Annotated in this window: 17 protein-coding genes; 13 read left to right on the top strand and 4 right to left on the bottom strand. The window is 68.8% G+C overall.

The window, feature by feature from the left end; all coding sequences use genetic code 11:
* The first annotated feature begins 264 nt into the window (after window positions 1-264).
* The 5 genes from J7E91_RS21360 to J7E91_RS21340 all read left to right on the top strand — a co-directional run bounded on the left by J7E91_RS21360 (window position 265) and on the right by J7E91_RS21340 (window position 6,662).
* Window positions 265-1,539: an extracellular solute-binding protein gene (locus tag J7E91_RS21360; protein ID WP_214907182.1), complete on the top strand. Its 1,275-nt coding sequence runs from the start codon at window positions 265-267 to the stop codon at window positions 1,537-1,539.
* 124 nt (window positions 1,540-1,663) lie between these two features.
* Window positions 1,664-2,644, top strand: coding sequence for a carbohydrate ABC transporter permease (locus J7E91_RS21355; protein ID WP_214907181.1), 981 nt, complete (start codon window positions 1,664-1,666; stop codon window positions 2,642-2,644).
* Between the two features lie 65 nt (window positions 2,645-2,709).
* Entirely contained in the window at window positions 2,710-3,507 is a 798-nt protein-coding gene (locus J7E91_RS21350) for a carbohydrate ABC transporter permease (protein ID WP_214907246.1), read from the top strand.
* A gap of 79 nt (window positions 3,508-3,586) precedes the next feature.
* Window positions 3,587-5,173 (top strand): beta-N-acetylhexosaminidase, encoded by a 1,587-nt coding sequence (locus J7E91_RS21345; protein ID WP_214907179.1) that lies wholly within the window; start codon window positions 3,587-3,589, stop codon window positions 5,171-5,173.
* 34 nt (window positions 5,174-5,207) lie between these two features.
* Window positions 5,208-6,662, top strand: a complete 1,455-nt coding sequence (locus J7E91_RS21340) for a cellulose binding domain-containing protein (protein WP_308376864.1) — start codon at window positions 5,208-5,210, stop codon at window positions 6,660-6,662.
* Window positions 6,663-7,307: 645 nt separating this feature from the next.
* Here J7E91_RS21340 and J7E91_RS21335 read toward each other — a convergent pair.
* Complete coding sequence (locus J7E91_RS21335) at window positions 7,308-8,597, bottom strand: ROK family transcriptional regulator (protein WP_214907177.1); 1,290 nt, start codon at window positions 8,595-8,597, stop codon at window positions 7,308-7,310.
* Window positions 8,598-8,780: 183 nt separating this feature from the next.
* On the opposite strand from J7E91_RS21335, the gene J7E91_RS21330 reads away from it, so the two are divergent.
* The 6 genes from J7E91_RS21330 to J7E91_RS21305 all read left to right on the top strand — a co-directional run bounded on the left by J7E91_RS21330 (window position 8,781) and on the right by J7E91_RS21305 (window position 17,984).
* The gene (locus tag J7E91_RS21330; protein WP_214907175.1) at window positions 8,781-10,097 is read left to right on the top strand and encodes a sugar ABC transporter substrate-binding protein; all 1,317 of its coding nucleotides are present in this window, start codon (window positions 8,781-8,783) and stop codon (window positions 10,095-10,097) included.
* Window positions 10,098-10,108: 11 nt separating this feature from the next.
* Window positions 10,109-11,104 (top strand): carbohydrate ABC transporter permease, encoded by a 996-nt coding sequence (locus J7E91_RS21325; protein ID WP_214907242.1) that lies wholly within the window; start codon window positions 10,109-10,111, stop codon window positions 11,102-11,104.
* Window positions 11,105-11,141: 37 nt separating this feature from the next.
* Window positions 11,142-11,981 (top strand): carbohydrate ABC transporter permease, encoded by an 840-nt coding sequence (locus J7E91_RS21320; RefSeq protein WP_214907239.1) that lies wholly within the window; start codon window positions 11,142-11,144, stop codon window positions 11,979-11,981.
* Window positions 11,982-12,025: 44 nt separating this feature from the next.
* Window positions 12,026-13,393, top strand: coding sequence for a GH1 family beta-glucosidase (locus J7E91_RS21315; protein WP_214907174.1), 1,368 nt, complete (start codon window positions 12,026-12,028; stop codon window positions 13,391-13,393).
* A gap of 1,061 nt (window positions 13,394-14,454) precedes the next feature.
* On the top strand, window positions 14,455-16,944 hold the full coding sequence (locus J7E91_RS21310) for a glycoside hydrolase family 3 C-terminal domain-containing protein (protein ID WP_214907172.1): 2,490 nt from the start codon (window positions 14,455-14,457) through the stop codon (window positions 16,942-16,944).
* Window positions 16,941-17,984 carry a LacI family DNA-binding transcriptional regulator gene (locus J7E91_RS21305; protein WP_214907170.1) on the top strand — a complete coding sequence of 348 codons (1,044 nt, stop codon included), beginning with the start codon at window positions 16,941-16,943 and terminating at the stop codon, window positions 17,982-17,984. Before J7E91_RS21310 ends, J7E91_RS21305 begins: the two co-directional genes overlap by 4 nt.
* A gap of 173 nt (window positions 17,985-18,157) precedes the next feature.
* Here the strand turns inward: J7E91_RS21305 and J7E91_RS21300 are convergent, their stop codons facing one another.
* From J7E91_RS21300 to J7E91_RS21290, 3 genes are all read right to left on the bottom strand, one after another.
* Window positions 18,158-19,237 carry a DUF1996 domain-containing protein gene (locus tag J7E91_RS21300; protein WP_214907168.1) on the bottom strand — a complete coding sequence of 360 codons (1,080 nt, stop codon included), beginning with the start codon at window positions 19,235-19,237 and terminating at the stop codon, window positions 18,158-18,160.
* 127 nt (window positions 19,238-19,364) lie between these two features.
* Window positions 19,365-21,536 carry a discoidin domain-containing protein gene (locus J7E91_RS21295; RefSeq protein ID WP_214907166.1) on the bottom strand — a complete coding sequence of 724 codons (2,172 nt, stop codon included), beginning with the start codon at window positions 21,534-21,536 and terminating at the stop codon, window positions 19,365-19,367.
* A gap of 709 nt (window positions 21,537-22,245) precedes the next feature.
* Window positions 22,246-24,387, bottom strand: coding sequence for a discoidin domain-containing protein (locus tag J7E91_RS21290; protein WP_251016023.1), 2,142 nt, complete (start codon window positions 24,385-24,387; stop codon window positions 22,246-22,248).
* Between the two features lie 416 nt (window positions 24,388-24,803).
* On the opposite strand from J7E91_RS21290, the gene J7E91_RS21285 reads away from it, so the two are divergent.
* A complete protein-coding gene (locus J7E91_RS21285) occupies window positions 24,804-25,100 on the top strand; it encodes a hypothetical protein (RefSeq protein WP_214907157.1) in 297 nt (98 codons plus the stop codon).
* A 536-nt stretch (window positions 25,101-25,636) separates the two neighbouring features.
* Entirely contained in the window at window positions 25,637-25,912 is a 276-nt protein-coding gene (locus J7E91_RS21280; protein ID WP_251016022.1) for a helix-turn-helix domain-containing protein, read from the top strand.
* The last annotated feature ends 32 nt before the right edge of the window (window positions 25,913-25,944 follow it).

Here is a 25,944-nt window from a genome sequence, read left to right as displayed (position 1 = left end):
GTGTACACGTGACCAGTCGCCGCTGTGCTTTCCTCAACACCGCACTGGTCAGAACCAGTTTACGTCTGCTGGTCAAGCATGGCAGAAGCATATCTCTGTCCGTGCCGAGAGGAATCGGCTGTGCTTCAGGGGCTTGACGGCCTCATTGGTCCATGCCATTTTCTTCCACCATCAACAGGTGAGCTGTCCAGTAGCCGACTGGTCAGGTAGCCGGGTCGTTGCTTCCCTGCTCCGCGCCACCCACAAGGTCTTCCGAGGTGAACCGTGAAGTTCCGCTTGCTCGCCGGTGCGTCCGTCCTCACTGTGACCGTCGCCCTCAGTGGCTGCTCCGGCGGCTCCGACGACAAGGCCGGTGACGGCTCGGGCGGCGGCAGGTCCGAGCTGACCGTCTGGCTCATGCGTGACAGCGTCTCCGCCACCTTCCAGAATGAGTTCACCGCAGGTTTCGCCAAAACCCATCCCGACATCGACCTGAAGATCCAGATCCAGGAGTGGGACGGCATCGGCCAGAAGGTCACCGCCGCTCTGGCCAGCAACGACGCGCCCGACGTCATCGAGATCGGCAACACCCAGGTCGCCCAGTACGCCCAGAGCGGCGGACTGCTCGACCTCACCGACAAGAAGGCCGACCTCGGAGGTGACGCCTGGCTCAAGGGGCTGGCCGAACCCGGCGCCTGGCAGGGCAAGCAGTACGGCATCCCGTTCTACGCCGCCAACCGCGTGGTGGTCTACCGCAAGGACCTCTTCCAGCAGGCCGGCGTCGACCCGACTGCCATCAAGACCCGGGACCAGTGGATCGCCGCGACGGAGAAGCTGAACAAGGACTTTCAGCAGGGCATCTACCTCACCGGCCAGACCTGGTACGCCCTCGCCGGCTTCATCTGGGACGAGGGCGGCGACCTCGCCGTCCAGAAGGGCGGGAAGTGGACTGGCGCCCTCGACGCCCCCGAGGCGCTGGCCGGCATGGAGTTCTACAAGAAGCTCCAGACGCTCGGCAAGGGCCCCAAGGACGCCGACGAGGCCAACCCGCCGCAGGCCGAGGTCATGGCCAAGGGCAAGGTCGCGCAGATCATCTCTGTTCCCGGCGGCGCCAACGTCATCGCCGAGCAGAACCCCGCACTCAAGGACACGCTCGGTTTCTTTCCCATCCCCGGCAAGACCGCCGACAAGCCCGGCGCGGTCTTCACCGGCGGTTCAGATCTGGTGATCCCGGCCGCTTCCCGGCACCAGGACGCCGCCTACACCTTCGTCAAGGAACTGACCGGCGATGCCTGGCAGAAGAGGCTCGCCCTCGCCATGAGCTACGTACCGAACAAGACCTCCCTCGCCTCCGCCGTCGCCTCCGATCCCGGCGCCGCCGCGATGGCCGTCGGTGCCGCCGAAGGCCGCGCCACGCCCAATACCCCGGGCTGGGCCGCTGTCGAGGCGGAAAATCCGATCAAGGACTACATGACCGCCGCCCTCACCGGCCGCGACATGAAGCAGGAAGCCGCAAAAGCGTCCGAGGAGATGACCCGGGCGATGAACAGCGCATCCTGACCCCGGAGCGCCGGAGTCCGGTCCGCCGCCCGCCGCCCGGACTGCCGATTCCGGCCGGAACGATCGCCGGTCCGCCCTCAGCCCTCCGCACTGCCCGCAGCCGCCCCGTACGAGAGGAGGAGCCGTGCCGGCCATCCGTGAACGTGTCGTCCCCCGCTCTGCCCGCCACCGGCCGCACCGGACCTCCGTCCCGCCGACCGCCCGCCGCACCTCCCGCGACCGCGGCGGGCCCTGGCCGTACCTGCTGGTCGCCCCTGCCGTCCTGGGCATGCTCTATCTGCTGCTCTACCCTCTCGCCCGCGCCGTCCTGATCTCCTTGCAGGACTTCCGCCTGCGTGAACTCATCACCGGGAACGCCAGGTTCGTCGGCTTCGCCAACTACCAGACACTGCTGACCGATCCGCGCTTCTGGACGGTGGTGCGCCGCACGTTCCTCTTCATGGCCGTCAATGTCGTCCTCATCATGCTGATCGCCCTGCTCGTCGCGCTGATGACCGAGCGGCTCGGCCGAATCTGGCGGACCGTCGTGCTCAGCTCCCTCGTCCTGGCCTGGGCGATGCCAGTAGTGGCGGCCACCACCGTCTTCCAGTGGCTCTTCCACTCCGAGTTCGGCGTCGTCAACTGGGCGCTGACCTCACTGGGTTTCGACTCCTACGCGCGGTACCCCTGGTTCGCCCACGGCACCGCGGCCTTCGCCATCCTCGTCATCCTCGTGGTGTGGCAGTCGGTGCCGTTCGCCGCCATCACCCTGTACTCGGCGCTCACCACCATCCCCGCCGAACTCCACGAATCCGCGCGCATCGACGGCGCCGACGCCTTCCGCATCCTCAGGTCGGTCACCTTCCCGATGATCCGGCCGATCGTGATGCTCGTGCTCTGCCTTGAGGTGATCTGGACCTTCAAGGCATTCGTGCAGATCTGGGTGATGACCAAGGGCGGCCCCGGCGAAGCGACCACCATCCTGCCGGTGTACGCGGTGCAGACCGCCCTCTCCAGCCAACGCTACGACCTCGGCTCGGCAGCCTCAATGGTCACAGTCGTCCTCATGTCGGGGGTGCTGGTCCTGTACTTCCGCCAGATGTTCCGTCAGGAGAACGAGATTTGAGCAGCGTCAGCCGTACCGGCATCCGGGTACGCTCCGTCCGCCGACTGCGCCGCCTCCCGCTCCACATGGCGGCCGGCCTGACCGTACTGGTCTGCCTCTTCCCCGTCTACTGGATGGTCACCACCGCCTTCAAACCATCCCGCGACATCCAGTCCGCCAGTCCACAGCTCTTCCCGCATACCTGGACCCTGGAACACTTCGGCACCGCCGTGGAGGCCGACGGCTTCGCCCAGTTCTGGCGCAACAGCCTTCTGGTCACCGCCGGCGCGGTCCTGCTCTCCCTGGTCGTCGCCCTGGGCGCGGCGTTCGCCGTCGCCCGCATGCGGTGGCGCGGGCGCCGGCAGTTCGTCCTCGCCGTCTTCATCGCCCAGATGGCGCCGTGGGAGTCGCTGATCATCCCGCTCTACATCATCGCCCGCGACACCGACATGCTCGACCGGCTCGTCACCCTCACCCTGGTCTACTTCATGGTCACGCTCCCGTTCACCGTGATCGTGCTGCGCGGCTTCATCGCCACCATCCCGCCGGAGCTGGAGGAGGCCGCGCAGGTGGACGGCTGCACCCGGTTCGGCGCCTTCCGCCGGGTTGCCTTCCCCCTGCTCGCCCCCGGCCTGATGGCCACCTCGCTCTTCGGCTTCATCACCGCCTGGAACGAGTTCGCCTACGCCAACTTCCTGATCATCAAGAATCAGGACCAGCGCACGCTGCCGGTGTGGCTGTCCTCCTTCCAGAACACCTTCGGTACCGACTGGGGAGCCACCATGGCCGCCTCCACCCTCTTCGCACTCCCCGCCCTCGTCGTCTTCCTGGCACTCCAGCGCCACGTCACCTCCGGCCTCGCCACCGGCGCCGTCAAGGGCTGAAGACCCCACGCCCCCGCCGCGCGGGGAGACGCCGGCGCACCGCACCCGTCCGCGCCCTCACCCGGAAGGCCGCCCACCCGTGTCCTTACTCCGTCCCGAACAGGCCCTCCTGCCCCGGCCCACCCGGCTCTCCTCGCGCTCCGGCCACTTCACCCTCGACACCACCACCACCATCCGCGCCACCCCCGGAGCCGAGAGCGCCGCCGACCTGCTGCGCGCCTTCCTCGCCCCCGCCACCGGCCTGCCCCTGACCCCCTCGCCGTCCGGCACCGTCACCCTCACCGTCGATCCAGGACTCCGCGGCCTCGGACAGGAGGGGTACGGACTCACCGTCTCCCCGCGCTCCGTCCTGCTGCGCGCCGCCCAGCCCACGGGTCTGCTCCACGGCGTCCAGACCCTCCGCCAGCTCCTGCCACCCGAGGCACTCGTCCTGGCGCCGGCCGCCGTCCGCCGCGACCGCTGGGAACTGCCCTGCGTAGAGATCACCGACGTCCCCCGCCACTCCTGGCGCGGCCTGATGATCGACGTCGCCCGCCACTTCCACGACGCCCCCACCCTGCGCCGCCACATCGATCTGCTCGCCCTGCACAAACTCAACGTCCTCCACCTGCACCTCACCGACGACCAGGGTTGGCGGATGCCCGTCGCCTCCCACCCCCGCCTCACCACGGTCGGCGCCCACCGGGCGGAGTCGATGGTCGGCCCCGACGGCTCCACCCACTTCGACGGCCGCCCGCACGGCGGCGCGTACACCCGCGCCGAACTCACCGGCCTCGTCGCCTACGCGGCACAGCGCGGCGTGTGCGTGGTCCCGGAGATCGGGATGCCCGGCCATGTCCGCGCCGCCCTCGCCACCTACCCCCACCTCGGCAACCACCCCAGTCGCCAGCTCGACGTATGGACCCGCTGGGGCGTGTGCGACACCATCCTCGGCGTCCACGACGAGGTGCTCGACTTCTGCCGCGCCGTTCTCGCCGAGGTGATGGAGGTCTTCCCCTCCCCCTACGTCCACCTCGGAGGGGACGAGTGCCCCACCACCGAGTGGGAGCACAGCCCTACCGCCCGCGCCCGCGCCGCCGCGGAGCAACTGCCCGGGCCCGCGGCGCTCCACGGCTGGCTCCTGGGCCGGACGGGCGCCTATCTGATGGAACACGGCCGCCGCCCCGTCGGCTGGGCAGAGGACGGAACCCTGCTCCCGCCCGGGTTCACGGTGATGAGCTGGCGCGACCCCGCCCACGCCGCCGACGCCCTGCGCCGCGGCCACGACGTCGTCCTCACCCACCACCGCACCACCTACCTCGACTACGCCCAGGACGACGACCCGAACGGGCCGCCCGCCCAGCCCGGCCCGACCGTCGACCTGCGCGCCGTCCACGGCGGCGACCCCGCAGCACAGGCGCCCGACACAGGCGGCGGCCGGGTCCTGGGCACCCAGGCGCAGATTTGGACGGAGTTCGCCCCCACCGCCGCCGACCTGGACCGCCTCGCCTACCCACGCCTGTGCGCACTCGCCGACCGGGCCTGGACCGGACCCACCAGCTGGCCGGACTTCACCGTCCGGCTCACCGCGCACCTCCCACGGCTGGACGCCCTCGGCGTCCACCACCACCCCCTCACCGCGCCGCGCACGGCTGCGGCGCCCGCTAGTACAGCGCCCTCCGCATGACATCCACCCGATCACACAGGGAGAGGAAACCACTGTGACCAGCAAGGAGAACCGGCCGGCCGGGCAACGCCGCGCCCGTCTGCACACCGCCGCCGCGGCCGCCGTCGCCACGGCCCTGGGCGCCACCGCCCTGGCCGCCCTGCCCGGCACCGCCAGCGCCGCCGGCGGGCTGACGGTGCAGTACCGCACCAGCGCCACCGGCGCCACCGCCGACCAGAGCGAGCCCTGGTTCAAGGTGAAGAACTCCGGCACCACCGCCCTGCCGCTCAGCGAGGTCAAACTCCGCTACTACTTCAAGGCCGACTCGGCGAGCGCCGGCTACCGCTTCAGCTGCTCCTGGGCGGTCAAGGGTTGCGCCAACATCACCGGCACCTTCGGCACCCCCGCCAACCCCACCGACACCGCCGACCGCTACCTGGAGATCGGCTTCACCTCCGGCGCCGGCTCCCTCGCCCCGGGCGCCGACACCGGCGACATGCAACTGCGGTTCTACCAGGCCAACTGGCAGACACTGCGGCAGAGCGACGACTACTCCTTCAGCGCCACCCAGACCTCCTACGGCGACTGGACCAAGGTCACCGCCACCCGCGCCGGCTCCCTGGTCTGGGGCACCGCCCCCGCGGGCAACACGCCCACCGACCCGCCGACCACCCCGCCCCCCACCACACCGCCGCCGGGCGGCTCCGGCACCCTGTGGGACGACTTCAGCTACAACTCGCACACCGACCCCGCGATCTCCGCCCACGGCTGGTCGGTCCGTTCCAACTCCGGCGGCCCCGGCGTTCCCGGCGCCACCTGGGACCCGTCCAACGTCACCTTCGCCAGCAGCGGCGGCAACACCGTCATGACCATGGAGACCTCCACCAACGGCACGGCCTCCGGCACCGAGCACACCGAGGTGCTCACCAAGGCGACCAAATTCAAGAACGGCACCTACGCGGCCCGCGTGAAGTTCAACGACGCCCCCGTCTCCGGCCCCGACGGCGACCACCTGGTCCAGACGTTCTTCACCATCAACGACCTCAAGGCACCCATGGCCGACGACTACGCCGAGTACGACTTCGAGTACCTGCCCAACGGCGGCTGGGGCGAGCCGTCCAACATCCTGTACGCCACCTCCTGGGAAACCTACAACCCCGAGCCGTGGCAGGCGGTCAACCAGCACACCGAGAGCCGCCAGAGCCACGCCGGCTGGCACGACCTCGTCCTGACCATCGATGACAGCACCATCAAGTACTACATCGACGGACAGCTGTTCGGCGCCCACGACGCCGCCTACCTGCCCGAGCGCCCCATGTCGATCAACTTCAACCAGTGGCTGATCGACCTCAACGGCCAGACGTCCACCACCCCACGCGCCTACCAGGAGCAAGTCGACTACGTCCTGCACGTCAAGGACCAGGTCCTCACCCCCACCCAGGTCAGCGCCAAGGTCGCGGCGTATCGTTCAGCCGGCACCCCCTTCGAGGACACGGTGCCCGCGAGCTGAACCGCGCCGGGTCGGCGGTGAAACCAGGCCCGGTTGAGGAAGCCGGAGATCGGGCGTACGGGCGGTGAGGCTCCCGCCAGATGGGCTCGGGACGAACCCCGTTCCCGCCGGGAGCCTCACTGCGGCCTCCTGAGGGCCTGGTGCCAGCCGCCGCCAAGCGCGGGGCCGAACCTGAAGAAGACCGAGGCCGGGTAGCCGGGATCCGCCTGGCGCCGGAGGCGCGTCCGCTCCGGCGGCCAGGCGGCCGAGCACGGAACGGGGAAGGAGGCCGAGCCCGGCGGCCGACTGGTGAAGGGCATCCGCTGCGGACCGGTACCGACCCATGACGTTCGGCGCTATACCGCCCCCTCCTGCCGCCTCAGAGCACCCGGCCACACCACGGCTCGCTCGCTGCTCGTGCACTGCGGTTACGGCGCCTCCGGTGTTCCGTGCCCTGCCGCGGCACAGGCGACGTGGCCCTGCGCCACGGTCAGCCGCGGTTGGGTCCCGACCACGGCCCCGCCGTCACACCGCTCCCCTCTCCACGAACCAGGAATCACAAGGAGAGCGCTCTCCAAACCTTCCGGCGCGAGCAGCTCTTGTCAAGGACTCGTGTCCCCTGGGCGGTACACCCCCGATGACCTCCCGACGCAGCAACAGAGATGCTCAGTTCAGCACGCGTCCCTGCAAGGCCGACTGCCATGCGGGAAGCGCCATTTCACGTACCGGCTGCTCCCTCCTGCCGCCGGCATCGAGAAAACCGGCGAGGGGCAGGGTCGCCGCGCCGACGGTGACGGCGTCCGGGCCCAGCGCGCCGAGGCCGATGGTGGCTCGCTCGGCCGGATAGGTCATCGAGTACGCGGCAGCGTGCTCGCGTACGTCGGCGAGGAACCGGGCCCCCAGCTGGAGACCGGCCCACCCGCCGACGAGGACCCGTTCCGGCTGGAAGAGGTTGATGAGGCCGGAAAGTCCCGCCCCGAAGTACTCGGCGGTCTCCCGCAGCACCTCGCTTGCCACCGGGTCGGTGTCGCCGCCGTCGTCCGGGTACGCCGCTGAGACAAGGGCGGCGAGTGCGGTCTCCTCGTCCGCGCCCGTCGGGGGACGCCCGCCCGCCTCCCGCCAACGCTTCAGCAGAGCGGCCGCTCCCGCGTACGCCTCCAGGCAGCCCGACGCGCCGCAGCGGCAGCGACGGCCGCCGACCTGGACGGTGAGGTGTCCCCACTCCAGGGCCCTGCCCTGCTGCGCCACGTCCGTGACGAGGCAGGCCCCCACACCCGATCCGAAGAGGACGACCGCCGCGCTCTGGGAGCCGCGGCCGGCGCCGAACCACATCTCCGCCTGCCCCAGGGTTCTGGCGCCGTTTTCGATGAGAATGGGAACCGAGCCCGGCAAGTGGCAGGAGTCCCTGAGCAGTTCCTCCAGCGGCACCGCGTCCCAGCCGATGGTCTGGCCGTGGACCACCGCACCGTGCTCGGCCGTCGAAGCCACGATGCCAGGAACGCCGATGCCGACGCCCACAAGGCTCTGAGCAGTGGTCCCGGTGCGGCGTAGCGCCTCCTCGATGCCATCGCGGATGTGGGCGACGACTAGGCCGACGTCGTAGCCGTCGCCGGTCATGGGCTTCTCCACGCGGGCCAGTTCGGTCAGCGTGAGGTCGAAGAGCTCCACCCGAACCCGGGTCTCCCCGACGTCGACGCCGATCATGCAGCCGCTGCCGGGCGTGATGCGCAGCAGGATGCGGGGGCGCCCGCCGTCGGAGTCGATGCTGCCGGCCTCCTCGACCAGGCCGTCCGCGATGAGCTCCCCGACGACGTTGCTGATGGTGCCTGAGCTGAGTCCGGTGGCGGGACCGAGTTCCTGGCGGCTCATGGGGCCGTCGAAGTACAGCCGTTGCAATACGGCGGCGCGATTGCTCCGCCGCAGGTCATAGACCGTACGTCCCGCTCTTCCTGCCATGTCTCGCCCTTCCGGCATGCGGTATCGCGGAAGTCTGTCCCGCGCCAGACCTTGACGGTACCGGTTACGACAGCTTAACTCACGTCCTAAATTAAGCCGTGTGGGCATTCAGACGTTGAAGCCACTGACCGTCGGCCTCCCCCCTCGGCACATCCCGTCCTCCAGAAAGGGGCACCTGGAGCCATGCGCAGAACCCGAGCAGCAGCCATCGGTGCGGTCGTCATCTCCCTGCTCGCCACCGCCACCGCGTGCGGTGGCGGTTCGTCCGCCGACGGTGGCTCCAACGAGTCACCGAAGACCCTCACGTACTGGGCCTCCAACCAGGGTCCGAACATCGAGGCGGACAAGAAGGCCCTAGAGCCGGAGTTGAAGAAGTTCGAGGAGCGGACCGGCATCAAGGTCAAGCTCGAGGTCGTGCCGTGGTCGGACCTGCTGAACCGGATCATGACTGCCACTACGTCCGGGCAGGGCCCCGACGTCCTCAACATCGGCAACACCTGGTCCGCGTCCCTCCAGTCCACCGGTGCGCTGCTGTCCTGGGACGACAAGAACTTCGAGAAGATCGGCGGGCGGGACCGCTTCGAGGAATCCGCGCTCGGCTCCACCGGCGCCCAGGGGCAGGACCCGGCCGCCGTGCCCCTGTACTCGATGTCGTACGCGCTCTACTACAACAAGAAAATGTTCGCGGAGGCCGGCATCACCAAGCCGCCGGCCACCTGGGACGAGATGGTCGCCACCGGCAAGAAGCTGTCCAAGGACGGCAAGTGGGCCTTGGGAGCCGAGGGCTCCAACCTGTCCAACAACATCCACCAGGTGTTCGTGCTCGCCAAGCAGCACGGAGCCGACTTCTTCGACGCCCAGGGCAAGCCGGACTTCACCTCCGACGGCGCCGTCGCCGCCGTGAAGCAGTACGTGGACCTCATGGCCACGCACAAGATCATCGCGCCCGGCAACGCCGAGTACGCGCAGAACCAGTCGCTGAGCGACTTCGCCAAGAGCAAGACGGCCATGGTGCTGTGGCAGGCCGCCGCTTCCACCTTCAAGTCCCAGGGCATGGACGCCAGCAAGTGGGGCGTCGCTCCCGTGCCGGTGCAGTCGGGCGCGCCGGGCCAGGGCAGGAACCTCAACTCCATGGTCTCGGGCATCAACATGGCGGTGTTCAAGAACACCAAGAACGCCGACGGTGCCATGAAGTTCGTGGAGTTCATGACCAGCGACGAGGAGCAGAAGATCCTCTGCAAGACCTACGGCTCGATCCCGCCGGTAAAGGCTGCGCAGAGCGACCCGGCCTTCGACCGCCCCGAGCTGAAGGTACTGCGCGACACCCTCGCCACCAGCGCCGCCCCGCTCCCGCAGGTGCCCAACGAGTCGCAGTTCGAGACGGTCGTCGGCACCGCGGTGAAGAACCTCTTCGCCACCGCCGCGGGCGGCGGCGCGGTGACCACCGAGTCGGTCAAGGCCGAACTCACCAAGGCCCAGCAGCAGATGCCCAAGCAGTGAGTGACACTCCTATGAACGCGACCGCCATCCCGGAGATCAAGGAGCCGGCCGTGCGGAAGAACGCCCCCGGGGCAGCGCGTGGTCCGCGCCGCCCCGGGCGGGTCCGCCGCACCGCACTGCCCTATCTGCTGCTGCTCCCCGCGCTGCTGCTGGAAATCCTGATCCACCTCCTGCCGATCGTCATCGGCATCCTTATGAGCTTCAAGGAGCTCACGCAGTTCTACCTGCGCGACTGGGGTGCCGCGCCGTGGCGCGGGCTCGACAATTTCCGGGTCGCCGTCGACTTCGACGGGCCGGCAGGTGAGGCGCTGCTTCAGTCCTTCGTCACCACCTGCCTGTTCACCGCCCTGTCCGTCGGCCTGTGCTGGCTGCTCGGCACGACCGCCGCGGTCTACATGCAGGAGACGTTCAAAGGCCGAGGCATCCTGCGGGCCTTGTTCCTGGTGCCCTACGCGCTGCCCGTCTACGCCGCCGTCATCACCTGGGCGTTCATGTTCCAGCGTGACAACGGCCTGATCAATCACGTCATCCATGACCAGCTCGGGCTCACCGACAGCCCCTCGTTCTGGCTCATCGGCGACAACAGTTTCTACGCGCTGCTCATCGTCTCCGTGTGGAAGGGGTGGCCCTTCGCCTTCCTCATCGTCATGGCCGGACTGCAGAACATTTCTCGCGAGATGTACGAGGCGGCCGCCCTGGACGGCGCCGGCGTCTGGCAGCAGATCCGCAAGATCACTCTTCCGTCGCTGCGCCCCGTCAACCAAGTGCTGGTCCTGGTGCTGTTCCTGTGGACGTTCAACGACTTCAACACGCCGTTCGTGCTGTTCGGCAAGGCGGCGCCGGAGGCGGCGAACCTCATCTCCATCCACATCTACCAGTCGTCCTTCGCCACCTGGAACTTCGGTACCGGTGCGGCCATGTCCGTACTGCTGCTGCTCTTCCTGCTGCTGGTGACGGGCGTCTACCTCTTCTTCACCACGCGTGGGAGGAAGGTCACTGATGCATAGCTCTCCCCCGCACAAGCCGGCCGTGCGCAGATCGCCCATGGCGGCGCCGCGTTCCTTTGTGTGGTCGCGCCGGATCTTCCTGACGCTGCTGTCGGGCTTCGTACTGCTGCCCGTCTACGTCATGGTCTCCAGCTCACTCAAACCGCTCGAAGACGTGTCGAGCGAGTTCCGGTGGATGCCGAGCGGGCTGACCATCCGGCCGTACTTCGACATCTGGGAAACCGTGCCGCTGGCGAAGTACTTCATGAACTCCCTGATCGTGGCCGGCGCGGCCACCGTCTGCTCCGTGGTCATCGCGGTCTTCGCCGCATACGCCGTCAGCCGGTACCGGTTCCGCGGCAAGCGCCTGTTCACCGTCTCCGTGCTCTCCACCCAGATGTTCCCCGGCATCCTCTTCCTGCTGCCGCTGTTCCTCATCTTCGTCAACATCGGGAACGCGACCGGCGTCGCCCTGTTCGGCTCGCGCGTCGGACTGATCCTCACCTATCTCACGTTCTCGCTGCCGTTCTCCATCTGGATGCTCATCGGCTACTTCGACTCCGTACCCAGAGAGTTGGACGAGGCCGCTCTGGTCGACGGCTGCGGACCCCTGAAGGCCCTCTTCCGGGTGGTCGTGCCGGCCGCGATCCCCGGGATCGTCGCCGTCGCGGTGTACGCGTTCATGACCGCCTGGGGAGAGGTCCTCTTCGCCTCCGTCATGACCAACGACGCCACGCGCACACTCGCCGTCGGCCTTCAGGGCTACTCGACGCAGAACGACGTGTACTGGAACCAGATCATGGCCGCCTCGCTCGTCGTCAGCGTCCCCGTGGTCGCCGGATTCCTCCTGCTCCAACGGTACTTGGTAACCGGGCTCACGGCCGGTGCGGTCAAGTGACCGACTTCTTCCCTGTTTACTCAGCCTCATTCGAAAGGACGTCCGTGACCGAGTTCACCGACCTTGCCGCCTTCCCCGAGGACTTCGCCTGGGGGACCGCCACCTCGGCGTACCAGATCGAGGGGGCGGTCGCCGAGGACGGCCGCTCCCCGTCGATCTGGGACACCTTCTCGCACACCCCCGGCAAGATCGACAACGACGACCACGGTGACACCGCCTGTGACCACTACCACCGCTGGCGCGAGGACATCGCGCTGATGAAGCAGCTGGGCACGAACGCCTACCGGCTGTCCGTCGCCTGGCCGCGCGTCGTCCCGGGTGGTGACGGCCCGGTCAACCCCAAGGGGCTCGACTATTACGACCAGCTCGTCGACGGCCTGCTGGAGGCGGGCATCACCCCGTCCGTGACCGTCTACCACTGGGACCTGCCCCAGGGCCTCCAGGACCGCGGCGGCTGGCCCGAGCGGGACACCGCGTACCATCTCGCCGCGTACGCGTCCGCCGTCGCGGAGCGGCTCGGCGACCGCGTCCAGCACTGGGCCACGCTCAACGAGCCACTCTGCTCGGCCTGGATCGGCCACCTGGAAGGGAAGATGGCCCCCGGCCTGACCGACCTCACCGCCGCTGTGCGCGCCTCCTACCACCTCCTCCTCGGCCACGGCCTGGCCACCCAGGCGATACGGGCCGCCGCACCCGGCTCCCACGTTGGCATCGTCAACAACCTGTCCACCGTGGCACCGGCCAGCGACCGGAACGAGGACATCGCCGCGGCCCGGCGCATGGACGGCCACACCAACCGCTGGTGGCTCGACCCCGTACACGGGCGGGGCTTCCCCGCCGACATGCTCGATGTCTACGGTGTCGAGCTTCCGGAGCAGGCCGGCGACCTGGAAACCATCGCGGCACCACTGGACTGGCTCGGGCTCAACTACTACTTCCCCGCGGTCGTCACCGACGATCCGACCGGCCCCGCCCCCTTCGCCCGGCAGATCCGCCGGTTCGGAGTGCCGCGCACCGGCATGGATTGGGAGATCGACGCCGGAGGCATCGAGTCATTGCTGCTCCGCCTCACCGACGAGTACGGTGCGCGCCGGCTGTACGTCACGGAGAACGGCTCCGCCTACCCGGACGTCATCCGTGCCGACGGCAGCATCGACGACAAGGAGCGCACCCTGTACCTGGAGGAGCACCTGGCCGCATGCGCCCGCGCCGCCCGCAAGGGTGCAGCGCTGGCCGGCTACTTCGCCTGGTCACTGCTCGACAACTTCGAGTGGGCCTATGGCTACGACAAGCGCTTCGGCCTGGTCCACGTCGACTACAAGACGCAGCACCGCACGATCAAGGCCAGCGGCCACCGTTACAGGGACATCATCCGCGCTCACCGCGGTGGCCGCGCCGGTGACGCGTCCTGACCAACTGGAACATGGGCGGGCCCGGGACGCATGGCCGCTCCCGGCCCCGCACCCGCCGGCTCCGTGGCCTCCACCCTCGCTTTCCCCTGGCAATCGCGAACCGGCGTATGGACCGGCTTCCGCGCCGCGACCCCTCAAAGGGCAAACCGCCACCCAGCGCCACCCGAACAACGTTGTCGTCAACGCGGAGATCTCCGGCCCTGCGCTCCCGACGCCTTTCCAGTGTGCGGGTTACGCCGTGTCCATTCGCGAAGGCCCGGCAGGCCGGCGGCTCCGGCCACGGGCTCGTACGGCAAGCAGGCTGCCAAGGGCCGGGGGGCTCGGTCGGCTGGGGCTGTTGCGAGAGGTCGACCGGATCGGTGTACTCACCGCGAGGTAGATTTCCTCGATCACCAGGGCCGCACGCTGAGGACGAATCCACGCCCCATAGCTGATCGCTGGTCGAGGCGGCCCCCCGCGGGTACGCCCCTGAAGCGCGGGCTCCCCTCGCCGAACGCGCCCGGAGCGGTCTGTTCGCCGCGATCACACGCCTGCGCCAAGCACCGCTCGACGTCACACGCTGATCCACTCGGTGGCCGGACAGGGCCTCCAGATGCCTGTCGGCTCACACCGGCAGCCGGCTCGGGCAGAAGGTGCCGGACCCCGTTGTGGCCCGGCACCGGCGTCACCGACACGCTCGCACCGACACCGGTCTCGTTGCGTCGGGCGCGTCGACCTGCTGTTCCTCCATGGCGGGAGGAGTGCTCCGCTTTCGCTGTGTGCGACGGCTGCCCGGCTCTCGCCGAGCTGTACCCCAAGACGTTGTGGGCGCCGTAGGACCGAGTTGGCAGACACCGGAATTGACACCCAGCCGACAAGGACGCCGGTGTGGTTCCACGGTGACATCGCCGAGAGCGGCCGCGCACGGGTGTCATGCACGAGGGCAAGCAAGGCACGCGGCGCTGGGTGAATCCAGCCACCGCCGCCTGCGGGTCGGACTACTCCGCATTGACAGGAGCCCAGTCTCGTCCGAATCTTTGGAGAGCGCTCTCCCATGTTGGGCGGCCGAGGAGGCAAGCAGGATGACCGAAGAAGAACGCGCGCGACTGCTCGACAAGCTGGATCTGGGGCAGAAAGCACGGCTCCTCACGGGGTCCACCACATGGCGCACACGCCCTGAACCCGCTGTCGGGATGGGAGAGATGACGTCCTCGGACGGCCCTGTGGGAGTGCGCGGAGAAGCCTGGGACGAACGAACTACCTCGATGTTGCTGCCCTCGCCGACCGCTCTGGCGGCGATGTGGGAGGAAGACCTCGTAGAGCGACTCGGGAGCCTGCTCGCGACCGAGGCGAGGCGCAAGGGGGTGCACGTGGTCCTGGCGCCGACGCTCAATCTGCACCGTTCACCGCTGGGCGGCCGCCACTTCGAGTGCTTCGCCGAAGATCCGGAGCTGACCGGCCGGACCGGTGCCGCACTGATCCGCGGCATCCAGGCGCACGGCGTCGCCGCGACCGCCAAGCACTACGTCGCCAACGACTCCGAGACCGAGCGGCTCACTGTGGACGTCCGCGTCGCCGAACGCGTTCTGCGGGAGGTGTACCTCGCGCCGTTCGAAGCCGCCGTGGCAGCCGGTGTGTGGCTCGTCATGGCCGGCTACAACGGCGTCAACGGCGCCACGATGACGGAGAACCCGCTGCTGGCGGAGCCGCTCAAGGGCGAGTGGGGATTCGACGGGGTCGTCGTGTCCGACTGGGGCGCGGTGCGTTCCACGGTGGCCACCGCGTTCGCGGCCCACGACCTCGCGATGCCGGGACCGGAAAGCCCCTGGGGAGACGCATTGGTACAGGCTGTGCGCGAGGAAACCGTGCCGCTGGAAACCGTCGACGACAAGGTCCGCCGGATCCTCCGACTCGCCGATCGGGTCGGAGTACTCGGAGTGGCCAGGCCCGACCGGACGGGGCCGGCCCGGCCTGGCGACGACCGGGAACTGCTGCGCCGGGCTGTCGCCGCCGGGTCGGTCCTGCTGCGCAACGACGGTGTGCTGCCCTTGGAACCCGCCACCCTGCGCACCGTAGCGGTGATCGGGGCACACGCCACCCAGCCGCGGGTGCAGGGCGGCGGCAGCGCCGGTGTCTTCCCCCACCATGTCGTCTCGCCATGGGAAGGGATCCGCAGCGCGCTGGGGGAGGGTACCCGTGTCGCCCACGCCCCGGGTCCCGCTCTCGGCGCCGCTCCCCCACCGCTGGACCGAGCGACGTGCCGAGACCCTCGCAGCGGCACACCCGGTCTCCTGGTCCGCGTTCTGGACGCCGAGGGGCATGAACTCCATGCCGAGCACCGCTTCTCCGGCCGCCAGATGGAACCGTTCGTGCCGCCGGGTGCGCACCGCGTTGAAATCAGTGCCCTCCTGGAGCCCGCGACGGACGGCGAGTGGACGTTCGGCGTCGGAGGCTTCGGCCGTATGAGCCTCACGGTGGACGGCCGCCCCGTCATCGACGGCACGTTTCCCCGGGAAACCGACGACCCGGCCGTCGTCCATGTCAATCCGCCGTGCCAGTACGGCCGTGTACGGCTCACGGACGCACACGCCGTACACATCGTGGCGAGCCGGGAACTGGCCCCCGACACGGGCCGCGCCATCCTGGTCACCGCCGGCCCGCCCGTACCGGACCCCGCCTCCGCGATCGCCGAGGCGGCCGAGGCCGCGCGGAATTCCGACGCGGCGGTCGTCTTCGTCGGCACCACGGAGAACAGCGAGTCCGAGGGCCACGACCGCACCGATCTCGCGCTCCCCGGCCATCAGGACGAGCTCGTACGTGCCGTGGCGGCCGCGAACCCGCGCACCGTGGTGGTTGTCAACGCCGGCGGCCCGGTGGAGCTGCCGTGGCGTGAGGAGGCTGGAGCGGTGCTGCTGTCCTGGTTCCCCGGCCAGGAAGCGGGCACCGGCCTGGCCGACGTGCTGTTCGGACGGGCCGAACCGGGTGGACGGCTGCCGACCACCTGGGGTGCCGCCCTCAGTGACGTGCCGGTCACCGACACCGCACCCGAGGACGGCGTACTGGAGTACGCCGAGGGATTGCACATCGGCTACCGCGCCTGGCTGCGTGCGGGCCGTACGCCTGCCTACTGGTTCGGGCACGGCCTCGGCTACACCACGTGGGAATACGAACGCCTCGATCTCCCCGAGGTCGTACCTGCCGACGGTTCCCTCACTGCCCGCGTGCGGATTCGCAACACCGGGGGCCGGCGCGGCCGGGAGGTGGTCCAGGTCTACCTCGCGAAACCGGGCTCGGCGGTGGAACGCCCGGTGCGGTGGCTCGCGGGATACGCGGCCGTGGAAGCGGATCCGGGCGAGCGGGTGGCCGCGGCGATCCGGGTGCCTGCTCACGCCCTGCGGCACTGGTCCGAGGCGGACGGAGCATGGCGCACCGAATCCGGCGTATGGCAGGTACTCGCCGGCCGATCGGCGGGAGAGTTGCCGCTGACCGCTACTACAACGTCGCTGAGCCCGGCCCGGAGGAGGGAGAGCGCTCTACCAGCCCCGTTGCCAGCCGCTAGAGTACGGCCATGACCAGACAACTGCCGACTCTGGAGGATGTCGCCCGGGAGGCGGGTGTCTCGCGCGCCACCGTCTCCCGCGTCATCAACGGCATACGGAACGTCGATCCCGCGATTCAGGACGTGGTACGGAGCGCGATCGAACGGACGGGCTACACGCCGAACCGTGCTGCACGCTCGCTGGTGACCCGGCGCGCAGAGACGATCGCTCTGGTCGTTTCCGGCGCGGGCGACGACGACTCCGAGGGCGAGCAGACCGCGTTCGCGACCCGCGTGTTCGCGGACCCCTTCTTCGGACGGGTGGTCAGCGGAGTCGTCGGTTACCTGCGTCCGAGGTCGATGCATCCGGTACTGATGTTCGCCGAGTCCGAGTCCGCGCGGCGACAGGTCCTCGCGTACCTGCGGCAGAGCAGCGCGGACGGTGCGCTGATCTTCTCCACGCACGCCGAGGATCCGCTGCCGGCTCTGCTCGCCGCCGAGAACCTGCCCTGCGTGCTGTTCGCGCGTCCGGCCTCGGTGGTTCCGGTCAGCTACGTCGACCTCGCCCACCAAGACGGTGGACGACTGGCGGCCGAGCGCCTGCTCGAACGTGGCTGTCGGCGTATCGTGACCATTACGGGGCCCCTGGACCTGCCCGCGGCCCAGGACCGGTTGGCCGGTTTCCGTGACACCATGGCGCGCCACGGCCACCCCTACCTCCCCATCGCCGAGGGCGGGTTCACGCTCGACAGCGGTGCGGCGGCGATGGCTCGCCTGCTGATCGAGCACCCCAACACCGACGGCGTGTTCGCGGCCAACGACCTGATGGCGCAGGGAGCCTGCCAGACGTTGCGGGAGCACGGTAAGCGGGTGCCGGACGATGTGGCGGTGGTCGGCTTCGACGACTCCGTGACGGCGACCACCTGCCGACCGCCGCTGACCACGGTCCGGCAGCCGATGGAGGAGATGGCGGCCACGATGGCGCGACTTCTTCAGGAGCACATCGAGGGAACCCGCACCGAGCCCACCTCGGTAATCTTCGAACCGCAGCTGGTGGTTCGCGACTCGGCGTAGACCTTTTCCCGTGTCGGTGGCCGAGCCACGTGAGTCTCGCCCCCCAACCACACGGCAAGCCCACCGCGGCAGTTCCGCTACGCGACAGCCCCAGGTCGGGAATATGGGCCGAGCCCGTTCCGCTCCTCGTCAGGAAGGTGCGGAACGGGCTCGGGCGGCAGGTGGGGCCGAGATCAGGGCAGCCGGTAGTCAGGACCCAGAGCCGCACCCTCCTGCGGGTGCGCCTGGTCGTAGCCGCGTGGGTCGCACTGGAGGCCGCCGACGATGCAGTGGTCGACGAGGGCCTTGAGCGTCGGCTCGTTCCACGCGTTGAAGAAGTCGTAGTGGAACGAGTACCCGCGTCCGCTGGCCAGCCTTACTTGTGACATGTCGCCGTCCACCGGCCATGCCATCTTGAACTCGATCATGGGCAGCGCCACGGGGTGGCTCGCCGGGCAGACGTTGTTGTTGGTGCCCGCTTTGACGATCGGATAAGCCATGTGCGCTTTGTGGTCCGGGGTGTCGAGGTGCAGGCCGTTCCAACAGCTCGGAGCCTGCATGCGGAGGTTCAGCTGCGATCCGGCCGGGCAGTTCTGCGGGAAGTCGACGTTCTTGAAGCTTTCGCCGCATTCCCACCCTTCGACCCAGCCCGGGTGGCTGCGGAAGTCCTGGGCGCTCTGCAGGGGATTACCGACCACGTACCGCAGGCCCTTGGGGAAGGGCCGGACGCTGGTGTAATCGGTGACGCCGGCCTTGTAGTAGATGACCTGCGGGCCGATCGGGAGAATCTTCTTGTCGCCCTTGTAGAGGGAGGGCAGCCAGTACGCCGAGGAGTCGCCGGGCGCCTTGCACGTGGTATTGCCGCCGTACAGCGACGCCGTGGTGCTGTTGGCGTTCGTCGTCGTGTTGCCCATGAACGTGTGGTCGTGGGACTTCCCGGGCTGCGCCGGGAAGACGATCGGGTCGTCCGGCGCGGTGTGCGTCACCGCGCAGTTGGCCTGGAACTCGTGGAAGTAGCGCGGCGTCGGCTCCCGGTCGGACGGGGTCACGCCCGTCACGGGCGGGTTCGCCGGTATGTAGCCGTCACCGTCCGCGTCGTCTCCGGAGGGCACCGCGGACGCCGCCATGGTGTGGCCCGCATGGGCGGACACCGACGGGCCGGCGGCGGCAGGGGCCGGATCAGCGGCCGCGGTGATCGACCCGATACCGAAGACCGTGGTGACGAGGGCCGTGCAGACGAGTAGCGCGGAAAAACTCCTGGAACTCCGCTTCATGGAGACCTCCTTGCGGGAGTGGGGGTGGCCGCCTCGCCGTCGGCACTGCGCGACGGGCGTACTGCCGGAAGCCGGCTGTGGCGGGGCCGCCCCTTGACAGGACGGCCCCGCTCGCCGTGAATGCGGGTCAGCTGTAGATACCGAACTCGTGGAGCGAGTAGCCCCAGCCGGTGCCGCGCGCGGTCAGGTGCAGTCGCACGTGGCGGGCGGTCGCCGTCACGTCGATGGTGTCGATGTCACCGTTTCCGGTGGTGGTGGAGTGCACCGGGCGCCAGTTGGTGCCGTCGCCCGAGACCTGGACCTCGTAGGACTTTGCGTAGGCCGGGTCCCAGACCAGCTGGAGCTTGCGGATGGCGGTCGGCGCTCCGAGGTCGACCCGGATCCACTGCGGGTCGCTCCAGTCGCTGGCCCAGCGGGTGCTCGTGTTGCCATCCGTAGCCTTGGCGGGCGTGCACGGGCAGTCACCGTACTGGGCCTGGTAGGAGGAGGCGGTGGTGGGCTTGTTCAGGGCCACGTTGGTTCCGGTGACGGGCGGGGCGACCACCTTGACCGACTTGGTCTCGATGCCGGCGTTGCCCTTGCCGTCCGTGGCCTCGATGTAGACCTTCCACACGCCGAGCTTCTCGGGTGCGGTGACGGCGAAGGTTCCGTTGCCGGTGGCCCGCCACTTGGCCTCGACCAGGCCCTTGTCGCCGTTGGCGTAGTTGCCGCTGAGGAAAATTTTGTAGTTGAGCGGGTCGTTGTCCGGGTCACGGACATCGGCGCGGACGGTGAACTCACCACCGGCCGGTGCGGCCGAGGCCGGTGAGACCGCCATGTTCGTGATCACGGGCGGGGTGTTGTCACCGGCGGTGGAGCCCGCGTACGCCTGCTTCACGGCGTAGTACGACAGCCTCTTGAGCCCGCCGGACAGGACGTTGAACCAGACGCCGCCGAAGTCGTGCTCGGTGCCGTAGTGGAAGAGCGTCGCGCCGAGCGCCACGCCCCGGTGGCCGGTGACGCAGTCCCACGCCTGGGTGTAACCCTTGGCCTTCTGCACGTCGGTGGGCTCGTCCGGGACGCCGTTGGCGTCGTCCGGCACCTCCCACTCACCGGCCGGTCCGCCCTCGGTGATGATGTACGGCTTGGTGTAGCCGCCCGCCTCCCAGTCCTCCTGGACGTTGCAGATGTCGCCGTAGGAGTTCATCGAGTACAGGTCGAGGTCGGGGGCGTTGCGCTTGTAGTACGGCCAGGCGCCCGTCCAGGCGTCGGTGGAGGTGACGGGGTGGTCGGCGTCGATAGAGTGGATCTTCTTCGCGACGTCGTTGACGAACGTGGTGTACGCGTTGCGCTGCGTCTCCAGTTCGGTGCCGCTGTAGCAGTTCTGCAGGCCGAGCACCGACTCGTTGCCGACGTTCCACATCAGCGTGGCGGGGTGGCTCTTGTAGGTGTCGACCCACTTGGCGATCTCGGTGAGCATGGTGTTCTTGTACGTCGTGTCCGTGACGTAGTTGGCGCAGCCGCCGCTGCCGGGGCCGCCGCCGGGCTGCAGCCAGAAGCCGTTGACGACGCGGATGCCGTTCGCGGCCGCGGTGTCGAGCAGGGGCTTGGTCGAGCCGTCCGTGCCCCAGGTGCGGATGGTGTTGACGCCCATCGACTTGACGTCGGGCATGTACTTCGGGGCGTCGGCGACGGACGGGCCCCAGGTGAGGCCCTTGACGGTGTAGGGCTGGCCGCCCGCCTGCAGCTGCCAGTTGCCCTGGGAGCCGGTCACCTTGACCGCTCCCCCGCTGGCCGGCGGCGTGGTGTCGCCGACGGAGCCGTAGACCTGGAACTCCCACAGCGAGTACCCGTAACCACCGGAGCGGGCTGTGCCCAGCATGCGCACGTAGCGGCCGGAGCCGGAGACGGCGATCTCGTCGGTGCCGCCGTCGCCTTGCGTGACGGCCTTCAGAGTCCTCCAGTCGGTGCCGTTGTCGGACGCCTGGATCTCGTACGCCTTGCCGTACGCTGCCTCCCAGGTGAGCACGACACGGCTGAGGTTCGCCTTCTCGCCCAGGTCGACCTGGATCCACTGGGGGTCACTCCACTGGCTGGCCCAGCGGGTTCCGGTCAGATTGCCGTCGACAGCCGCGGAGGCGGAGAGGCCATCCCCTTCCTGTGAAGAAGCAGTGGCGCGCTTGCCCTGCGACAGCAGCGTGTCGGCGGCTCCGGCGCTCGGGGCGGTCGCAAGAGAGAGGGATGACGCCAACAGGGCGCCAAGCGTGACGAGTAGTGCTCCGGCCCATGGGCGGCCGGAGAGGACAGGGGATCTCAACACTGCGGCTCCTGGCGGAAGAGGGGAGTACAGGCGCCGGCTTGCGGCGGCCGGCTCGGAGAGCGCTCTCCAAGCAGACTGACCTGTGGACGTGAGCCTGTCAACGTTTCGGAAGCCAACTCTTTTGATTGCACGGCGGTTTCGGGCACGAGAAGTCCGTGAATCAGGCGGGGTTCATCCGGCACAGCGGTCGAGACACCCTTCACATCACTGTCCGCATGCCGCTACTGTCGCGGCCGCCATGAAGAAGTGAGCAGTGACATCACGCGCATGGGCGACTGACGGCTCAGCCGTCTCCAGGGAAGCCGCAGCCGGCCGTCAGCGTCGCGATGGCACCGCGCGAGATTCCGGCCGACGAGACCGCTGTACAACTGCAAGGCGCCACGTCCACTGACACGTCAGGTAGAGGCAGCATCGCTACACATGGCCGGACGCGTTGCCGCGCGCTCGCCGACGCGTACGACACCGCAGGCCGACCGCGGAGTACCAGGCGGTGCGCGGCTTTCACCACGCGCTCCCGGCGTCGCACAAGGACGCCTGGACACTGACGCGAGCAGTACAACGCGCCGGCAACCCGGAGTGGTGGCTCGCGCGGGCGGTGCGTTCAGCATGGGCAATCGTGCGGGGCCCGGCGTCCTCGGGGAGGAGGAAACCGAGCCCCTCGCGACCGTCAGGTCACACGTGCACCGATCGGGATGGTCCGATCAGCGCGTCAGGGGTAGGAAACCACGGTAGAGGGGACGGTGGAGGTGCCCGCGGGCACGGTGGACGCGCCGGTGTTGTTGATGACGTGGTTGTAGTGGCCCATACCGCCCAGTGACACCACCAGCAGGCTGTGGAACTTCACCCCGGGCTTGACCGGTGCCTTGAAGCCGTGGTCCTGCCGGATCGTCGGGTCCACGTTGTAGTTGCAGTAGCTGCCCAGACCCCACGCCTCGTGGGTGGTGACGGAGTCGTCGACCCGGTAGGCGGCGTACCCCTTCGTGTCGCCGTTCTGGATGGCGGCCTGGTTGGGCGCGTCGTACGCCTTCTCGTTCTGGTAGAAGATCGTCCGGCCCCGCTCGCCGTACCACTCGACGTCGTACTTGTTGAAGTGCTCGACGAACAGGCCGGTGGCCAGGACGTCGTCGCCGTTGACGCGTACGCCGTAGTCGGCGCGGTTGGTCTCCCACCCGACGCCGTCGCCGTGGTCGGCGCGCCACACCCAGGTGTGGTCGATGATCGTGTCGTCGCTGTTGACGACGATGCTGGTGGTGGCCTTGCCGGGCCCGGCGCCGCCGATGCGGATGTAGACGTCCTGGACCGTGGTGGGGTTGGCGGCGTGGTCCGCCGACGCTCCCTGCGGGCCGACTTCGAGCAGCGTGGGCGAGTTGACGGGGCCGGCGTCGATGAGGAAGCCGGCCAGTTTCACGCCGTCGACGTCGGCGACGCGCATGGCCGTGACGCCGTTGTCGGGGATGATCGTGGCCAAGCCGAGGCCCAGCACGACCGTGTTGGCGCGGTTGACGTTGATCGTCTGGTCGACGTGGTAGATGCCGGGCGTGAAGAGCAGGTGCAGGCCCTGCGCGAGGGCGGCATTGATGGTGGCCGCGGTGGCGCCGGGCTTGACGACGTAGAACTGGTTCAACGAGAGGGAACTGCCCTGCGGGGTGCCGTTCGCCCAAGTGGTGCCGCGCGCGTTGGTGCGCTTGGCCGGGACGAAGACCTTGTACTCGTTGCCGTCCAGGTACAGGAACGGCTTCTCACGGGAGATCGGGGTGGTGTCGAGCGTGGTGTAGCGGGGCTCGGGGAAGCTGGTGGCGGGGGCGCCCTCGACGCCGGAGAACGTCTGGTTCCAGACGGAGTTGGACCAGCCGCCGATGGCACTGTCGCGGGTGTACCACTGCTGCTGCGAGTAGTTGCCGATCTGCCCGTCGACCTTGCTGTCGGCGATGTAGCCGCCGCTCGCCCAGCCGTAGCCGTTCGGCGCGAGGTTCAACCCGCCCTTGACATGCATGCGACGGAAGGACGCCGCCTGGGAGACGGCCCAGCGGTTGGTCCCGCTGACCGGGTTCAGGGCCAGGTTCTCCGCCGAGCGCCAGAAGTTCTGCGTCGCGTTGCCGTTGAACCAGCCGGCGTCCACGGTCACATCACCGTTGATGGTGGTGTCGTCGGGCCGCAGGCCGAGTCCCGCGATGGAGGTGTAGAAGCCGATCTGGGCGTTGAGGTTGTTGTAGGTGCCCGGCTTGAAGAAGAAGGCGTGGCGGTCGGTGCCGAACTGCGCCGACTCCTGCTTCTTGAAGACCTCGTCCAGCTTGGCCTGGATGCCCGGCGTGGACGGGTCGAAGACGTGGACGTTGGGACCGAGGTCGCCACCGGGGGTGACCGGGCCGGGGCCGCCGCCGCCGGCGCCGGCGGTGCCGTACACCTGGAACTCCCAGAGCGAGTAGCCGTAGCCGGTGGCACGCGCGGTCCCGTACATGCGGACATAGCGCGCGGTGCCGGAGACGTTCAGCGTCTCCGTGCCGCCGGCGCTCGTGGTGGTGCTGTACGCGGTCGACCAGGTGGCGCCGTCACCGGAGAACTCGATGCGGTACGCCTTCGCGTACGCGTTCTCCCAGCGCAGGACTATCTGGTTGATGGATGCGGTGGCACCGAGGTCGACCCGTATCCACTGCGGGTCGGAAGCGGTGCTGGACCAGCGCGTGCCGTTCTCACCGTCGACGGCCGCGGTGGCCGGGGTGCCGTAATGCTCCTGGCTGGACGCGGTCACGGGCTTGCCCTGCGACAGCAGCACGGGGGCGGCCTCGGCTGAGCCGGTGGGGACGAACAGCAGAAGTGTCGCGACCAGAGCGGTAACGACCGCGCCTGCCATTCCTCGCCTGTATGAGGGCGAAGGTCTGCGCGGCACCAGCAGGCTGGTGGGCGGAGCGAGCATGAGACGTTCTCCTGAGTCGGGGGGCGGAGAGGAGGGAGAGCGCTCTCCGGCCAGCCGATGCTCGCTTGCTCCTGTCTGCGCGGTCAAGAGTCGTGCGTCAAAATCTCATTGGCCGCGCATAGTTGGGCGCCAGTGTCAAAGAGAGCAGCGGTGGTACCGAGCCAGGAACCCATACGCCTCCTGCCACCACACATGACGGCCATCAGCGCGGGGTCGCCGCACCGCGCCTGCCAGGGCATCGACTTCGGTCCCGTGCTGTCTGGCATCCCGCGGACGCCGCGAGGGGCGTGGACGCACGCCGACGCCTCCTGCGGGCCGCACCGGTCGGGTGTCTTGTTGATCTCAAGCGGGCCATGACATCCGAAGACCCCAAACTCTTCGCCACCTACCGGGTTCTGGCGGCCGAGCACAGCAGCGCGGCCGCCGACCACGTAGCCGACCTGATCGAGCAGCTGCGCGGCATCATCGCCGACGGTGTCACCAACGGCGACTTCACCGCTCGCGACCCGGCCGTCACGGCCCGGGCCGTCTTCGAGCCACCACCGGCTACCACCACCCCGCGCACGCCCCCGAGTGGCAGGCTCCCGGGATCACGCCGCTCGAGAGGTCGAGCCTGCCTTGGCCAGCTCCGGCAACAGCCGGCCACATGAGCGGACACATAGGCACAAGGATCAGATGAATGCGGTCCCTGCGAAGCGGAACAACATAGCGTGGGATCGCCGGTTAGCCAAACCGGCGATCCTGCGGATCATTTCATGGGCCACCGCCACTTCCTGCCCGTACGCCGAAAGGCATCGCCGAGACAGCCATTAATTCCACTCAACGCGCATCGGCAGCGCTTCGCGCTTCCATAGCTCCTGTGGAAACGGTCCGGGGGACGGTCCATACCTCTTGGGGTACGGAGTCGGATCTCCAGGTCACCGGTGCCGTGGTGGCCCAGCCTCGTCATGTCCTAGGTGAAGCCGGGAACGAGGTCGATCAGCATTGGGTCGGCCTGCATATCGGCATCGCGCCTCAGCGCACGATGCCACATGGCCTCGCTTACGTCACCGGCTGTTCTGACCAGTTCCGGCCCCGCACCGCGGTCCACTGATCCACCACAGGCTAGAGCAACGCGCTTCCGCAGTTTCAAAACCTATCGGCTGCACGTAATCAGTGCCACCTTGAAAGGACTGAAGAATCCGAAATGCACAGCACGACCAACGAGTTGCAGGGCCCCCGGTACAGTCCAAGGCGCATCCGCGCCACCTGGGACGGAACAGGGAGCGTGGAGGACGCCTCCAAGGCGTTGCGGTTCTCGCGGGCGAAGGGCTACGACCTCGTTCGTCGCGGGGAGTTTCCGTGCCGCGTACTGCGCATCGTCCGTACGACACGTGTCGGTACCGCGTCCCTGCTCCGCGTGCTCGAAACCGGAGAACCGGAGTACAACGGTGGCCACGCCGGATACTGCACGCCGCCGTAGCCCGCTGCGCGACGAAGCCCCGCCGGAGCATC

Source organism: Streptomyces sp. ISL-99 (genome assembly GCF_018614005.1).
Classification (GTDB): Bacteria; Actinomycetota; Actinomycetes; order Streptomycetales; family Streptomycetaceae; genus Streptomyces; species Streptomyces flavidovirens.
Note: the sequence above shows the minus strand (reverse complement) of the source record. Positions and strands in the feature narration are given on the sequence as shown.

Bases quoted from the DNA above. Each gene is read 5' to 3' on its own strand.
- J7E91_RS21350 (WP_214907246.1), top strand. From the start codon at position 2,710: ATGGCGGCCGGCCTGACCGTACTGGTCTGCCTCTTCCCCGTCTACTGG.
- J7E91_RS21335 (WP_214907177.1), bottom strand. From the start codon at position 8,597: ATGGCAGGAAGAGCGGGACGTACGGTCTATGACCTGCGGCGGAGCAAT.
- J7E91_RS21330 (WP_214907175.1), top strand. From the start codon at position 8,781: ATGCGCAGAACCCGAGCAGCAGCCATCGGTGCGGTCGTCATCTCCCTG.
- J7E91_RS21325 (WP_214907242.1), top strand. From the start codon at position 10,109: ATGAACGCGACCGCCATCCCGGAGATCAAGGAGCCGGCCGTGCGGAAG.
- J7E91_RS21320 (WP_214907239.1), top strand. From the start codon at position 11,142: ATGGCGGCGCCGCGTTCCTTTGTGTGGTCGCGCCGGATCTTCCTGACG.
- J7E91_RS21310 (WP_214907172.1), top strand. From the start codon at position 14,455: ATGACCGAAGAAGAACGCGCGCGACTGCTCGACAAGCTGGATCTGGGG.
- J7E91_RS21305 (WP_214907170.1), top strand. From the start codon at position 16,941: ATGACCAGACAACTGCCGACTCTGGAGGATGTCGCCCGGGAGGCGGGT.
- J7E91_RS21300 (WP_214907168.1), bottom strand. From the start codon at position 19,237: ATGAAGCGGAGTTCCAGGAGTTTTTCCGCGCTACTCGTCTGCACGGCC.
- J7E91_RS21290 (WP_251016023.1), bottom strand. From the start codon at position 24,387: ATGGCAGGCGCGGTCGTTACCGCTCTGGTCGCGACACTTCTGCTGTTC.
- J7E91_RS21285 (WP_214907157.1), top strand. From the start codon at position 24,804: ATGACATCCGAAGACCCCAAACTCTTCGCCACCTACCGGGTTCTGGCG.
- J7E91_RS21280 (WP_251016022.1), top strand. From the start codon at position 25,637: ATGCACAGCACGACCAACGAGTTGCAGGGCCCCCGGTACAGTCCAAGG.